At 56.0% G+C, this 3,954-nt stretch carries 3 protein-coding genes; 2 read left to right on the top strand and 1 reads right to left on the bottom strand.

Going from position 1 to position 3,954, the window contains the following annotated elements; genetic code table 11:
- Window positions 1-122 precede the first annotated feature (122 nt).
- Entirely contained in the window at window positions 123-941 is an 819-nt protein-coding gene (locus ACFDSS_RS13910; RefSeq protein ID WP_375256320.1) for an MBL fold metallo-hydrolase, read from the bottom strand.
- Window positions 942-1,093: 152 nt separating this feature from the next.
- Here ACFDSS_RS13910 and ACFDSS_RS13915 point away from each other — a divergent pair, with 152 nt between their 5' ends.
- Together ACFDSS_RS13915 and ACFDSS_RS13920 are read left to right on the top strand one after the other, a co-directional pair.
- Window positions 1,094-2,386, top strand: a complete 1,293-nt coding sequence (locus ACFDSS_RS13915) for an ATP-binding protein (protein ID WP_375256321.1) — start codon at window positions 1,094-1,096, stop codon at window positions 2,384-2,386.
- 93 nt (window positions 2,387-2,479) lie between these two features.
- Window positions 2,480-3,904 carry a circularly permuted type 2 ATP-grasp protein gene (locus ACFDSS_RS13920; RefSeq protein ID WP_375256322.1) on the top strand — a complete coding sequence of 475 codons (1,425 nt, stop codon included), beginning with the start codon at window positions 2,480-2,482 and terminating at the stop codon, window positions 3,902-3,904.
- Window positions 3,905-3,954: the final 50 nt, after the last annotated feature.

The following is a 3,954-nucleotide window of genomic DNA, read 5'->3' on the forward strand; positions in this document are numbered from 1 at the left end:
ACGACCAATTGATTAACAGTCAACTGCTCTACCGCTGAGCTACGTCGGAACACTCCCGGCCATATAGCAATGCGATTCCGTGACGTCCAGAGGCTTTTGGCCCTCTTCTATAGAAAGTTTTCCTACCTATTTCGGACGAAGCTGGCGTCCGCGCGGATGCCGCCGATTGCCTTGACCTCTTGCCTTTGTGAAAGATCCACCAGATGAGCAAAAACGTTGCGGGCGGCGGCCTCAAGCAGCGAATTCGGTGTGGTGTCATATATTTTTGCTGCAAGTTCCTTCGAGGTTGCCGGTCCGTCGGCCAGCGCCGCGACAATCTGTTTCTCCCGCCTTTGGCGATGGGCGATCAACCATTGCAGCCGTCTTTTCGGATCAGCTATGGCTGCCCCGTGCGCGGGATAATAGATCCGCGCATCATCGGTCAGGAGCATTGCGCAGGATCGCATAAACGCCGTTAAATCTCCATCGGGCGGTGATACCAGTGAACTGGCCCACCCCATCACATGATCCCCGCAAAAAAGTGCATCTTCCCAGCGATAGCACATGTGGTTGCCCATATGACCCGGCGTATGCAATGCGGTCATACCGCCCCATGCGCCGCGCAGTTTTTGACCATGTTTCATTTCCTGATCGGGCCTAAAATCGCGATCGACGCCTTCGCCTCCTCCAGCAAGCCCTTCGGCTGAGAGGCTGCGCATGAGCTGACTCTGCCCCGAATTGCTATCGCCAAAAGCAAACACCGCGGCCCCCGTTGCCAAAGACAGTGGCAGCGCCAGTGGAGAATGGTCAAGATGGCTATGCGTTACAAAGATATGCGTCACTGGCCGCCCGTCGATTGCGTCAAGCAGCGCTTCTAGATGGGCTTCTGAGACAGGACCCGGATCAATGATGGCCAACGTCTCTTGGCCCAGAATATATGTATTCGTTCCCCAATGCGTCATTGGCGACGGGTTCGGGGCCAAAACAAGCAACAAGGTGTCGCGCAGCCGCATTGGCCTGCCCGGAATGGGGGCATCTGCTATCATCTTGTGTGCTTTTCGTTTGTCGCTGGAGCGGGTAGCGTGAGCGTATGTTTGGCTTGCTCAAAAATTATATGCCGCGAGGAATTTACGCGCGCGCTGGTTTGATCCTGGTTTTGCCGGTCTTGTTGCTGCAACTGATCGTCTCTGTTGTGTTTATCCAACGCAATTTTGACGGTGTCACGCGGCTGATGACAAGCACTACCAACATAGAATTGCGATTTTTGCTGCAGACTGTGCAAGACGCCCCCGATCAACAGACCGCCCGCGCCGCAGTCGCCAGTCTGGGAGAAAATCTGCAAATCGACACTGAAATTCCCGCGCCGCAGGTGGAGTTTGAAGATACCTTACCCCTGGTCGATCTGACCGGTGCCACTGTGATCGAGATGTTACGATCCGAGCTGCCGGGGATCATCGCCGTTTCCCTCGCCGATAGTCGGCGTGTTGTCATCTGGGCCGAGACGCGCCACGGCCCGTTGCGAATGGATTTTCGACGTAATCGCGTGTCAGCCTCCAATCCGCACCAGCTCCTGGTTATCATGATCGTCATGGGCGGGCTGATGACTGCCGTCGCCTATATTTTTCTACGCAACCAACTGCGGCCGATCAAGCGCATGGCGCGTGCCGCGACCGATTACGGTAAGGGGCGGATTACCCCCTTTACCCCGACCGGTGCGGTTGAAGTTCGTGCGGCGGGAACGGCTTTCTTGGATATGCGCAATCGGCTGGAACGGCAGACGCAAAGCCGCACCATGATGCTTTCGGGTGTGAGCCATGATTTGCGCACACCGCTCACGCGGATGCGACTGGGGCTGTCGATGTTGGATGGGGCGGATGCCGGCCCGCTTTTGCGTGATGTCGATGATATGGAACGGCTGCTCGATGCTTTTCTTGATTTCGCGCGTAGCGATGCCGCGGACAGTCGCGCGCCTTGTGTGCCTGCCGAAATCATCCGCGCCGTTTTTGCCGACGCCGAGCGGATGGGCCAGCCAGTTACCGTGGCTCAGATCGAAGGCGCAGAGGAACCCGTTAGCTTGCGCCCGTTGGCGATCCGCCGTGCGATGGACAATCTTGTAGGCAATGCCTTGCGCTATGGCACCAAAGCCGAAATTGGCGTGAGTGTGACTGATCGGGCGATCCGGTTCTGGGTCGCGGATGATGGTCCGGGCATTCCGCCAGAGCAATATGAAGACGCGCTGAGCCCCTTTGTCCGGCTCGATCCATCGCGCAATCAAGATCACGGCAGTGGCGTTGGTTTGGGGCTTTCGATCGTTGCTGATATTGCGCGCACTCATGGCGGCGTATTGCGTCTGGGGCGCAGTGAGACGCTGGGTGGTCTGCTAGCAGAACTGGTGCTTGCGCGCTGAAAGAATAGGCAAAATTAGGTGAGCTAGTCTCAGTTCGGCACGCAAACAGGGCATCGCGTTGCGTTCAGCGCTTGTTCAGCTATGTACGAAGGAATGACACAGAATATGCAGTTTTTTGATGAAATGTTGCGCGGCGACGCCGCTCGTGAACCATATGATGCATATGCGCAGTGGTTTGCAGGTCAAAACAACGACCGTCTTACCACCAAATCGCAAGAGGCCGAAGCCTTTTTTCGCAGCACCGGCATTACCTTCAATGTCTATGGACAATCCGACGCAGAGGAACGGTTAATCCCTTTTGATCTGGTGCCGCGCATTTTATCGGCGCGCGAATGGATGAAACTGTCAAAGGGCATCGATCAACGGGTCCGCGCGATCAATGCGTTCTTGCATGACATCTACAACCGGCAGGAAATATTGAAGGCGGGTGTCGTTCCCAAGGAATTGATTGCGCAGAATGAAGCGTTCTTGCCGCAGATGATGGGTTTCAGCCCGCCCGGCGATGTCTACACCCATATCGTGGGCACCGACATTGTGCGGACGGGTGAGGATGATTTCTACGTTCTTGAGGATAACGCGCGCACCCCGTCGGGTGTCAGCTATATGCTCGAAAACCGCGAAACCATGCTACAAATGTTCCCGGAGCTGTTTAGCAAGATCAAGGTTCAGCCGGTCAGCGACTACCCCAAAAGCCTGCGTCGGTCATTGGCTGCCTGTGCGCCCAAGTCATGCCCGGGTCGCCCCTGCGTGGCCGTTCTGACACCGGGCATTCACAATTCTGCGTACTTTGAACATAGTTTTCTGGCCGATCAGATGGGTGTTGAATTGGTAGAAGGCCACGATCTGCGGGTGGTTGATGGCCATATCGCCATGCGCACGACCCATGGGTACAAGCGTATTGATGTGCTCTACCGCCGCGTGGACGATGATTTTCTGGATCCGCTGACATTCAATCCAACGTCAATGTTGGGTGTGCCGGGGATCATGGACGTCTACCGCGCGGGCAATATCACGATCGCGAATGCCCCCGGTACCGGCATCGCTGACGATAAGGCGATTTACAGTTATATAACGGATATCGTGCAGTTTTATACGGGTGAGCGCGCAATCCTGAAAAACGTCGAGACCTTTCGGTGCTCTGAGCCGCAGATGCTGTCCTATGTGCTGGATAATCTGGCCGATCTGGTTGTGAAAGAGGTGCATGGGTCTGGTGGCTACGGCATGCTGGTCGGACCTGCCGCCAGCAAAAAAGAACTTGCCGCATTTGCCGAAAAGCTCAAGGCGCGGCCTGCCAATTATATCGCGCAGCCGACCCTGTCGTTATCCACCGTGCCGATCTTTACCGAAAGCGGGCTTGCCCCACGGCATGTCGATCTGCGGCCCTTCGCCTTGGTGTCGCCTGAAGGCGTCAACATTACACCGGGTGGTTTGACCCGCGTGGCCCTGACCGAAGGCAGCCTTGTGGTGAATTCAAGCCAAGGTGGTGGCACCAAAGACACATGGATATTGGAAGACTAGGATGCTGGGAAAAACCGCAGGTGGTCTTTATTGGATGTTTCGCTCACTGG

It is taken from the genome of Yoonia sp., assembly GCF_042093035.1.
In the GTDB taxonomy this organism is placed as follows: domain Bacteria; phylum Pseudomonadota; class Alphaproteobacteria; order Rhodobacterales; family Rhodobacteraceae; genus Yoonia.

Bases quoted from the DNA above. Each gene is read 5' to 3' on its own strand.
- ACFDSS_RS13910 (WP_375256320.1), bottom strand. From the start codon at position 941: ATGACGCATTGGGGAACGAATACATATATTCTGGGCCAAGAGACGTTG.
- ACFDSS_RS13915 (WP_375256321.1), top strand. From the start codon at position 1,094: ATGCCGCGAGGAATTTACGCGCGCGCTGGTTTGATCCTGGTTTTGCCG.
- ACFDSS_RS13920 (WP_375256322.1), top strand. From the start codon at position 2,480: ATGACACAGAATATGCAGTTTTTTGATGAAATGTTGCGCGGCGACGCC.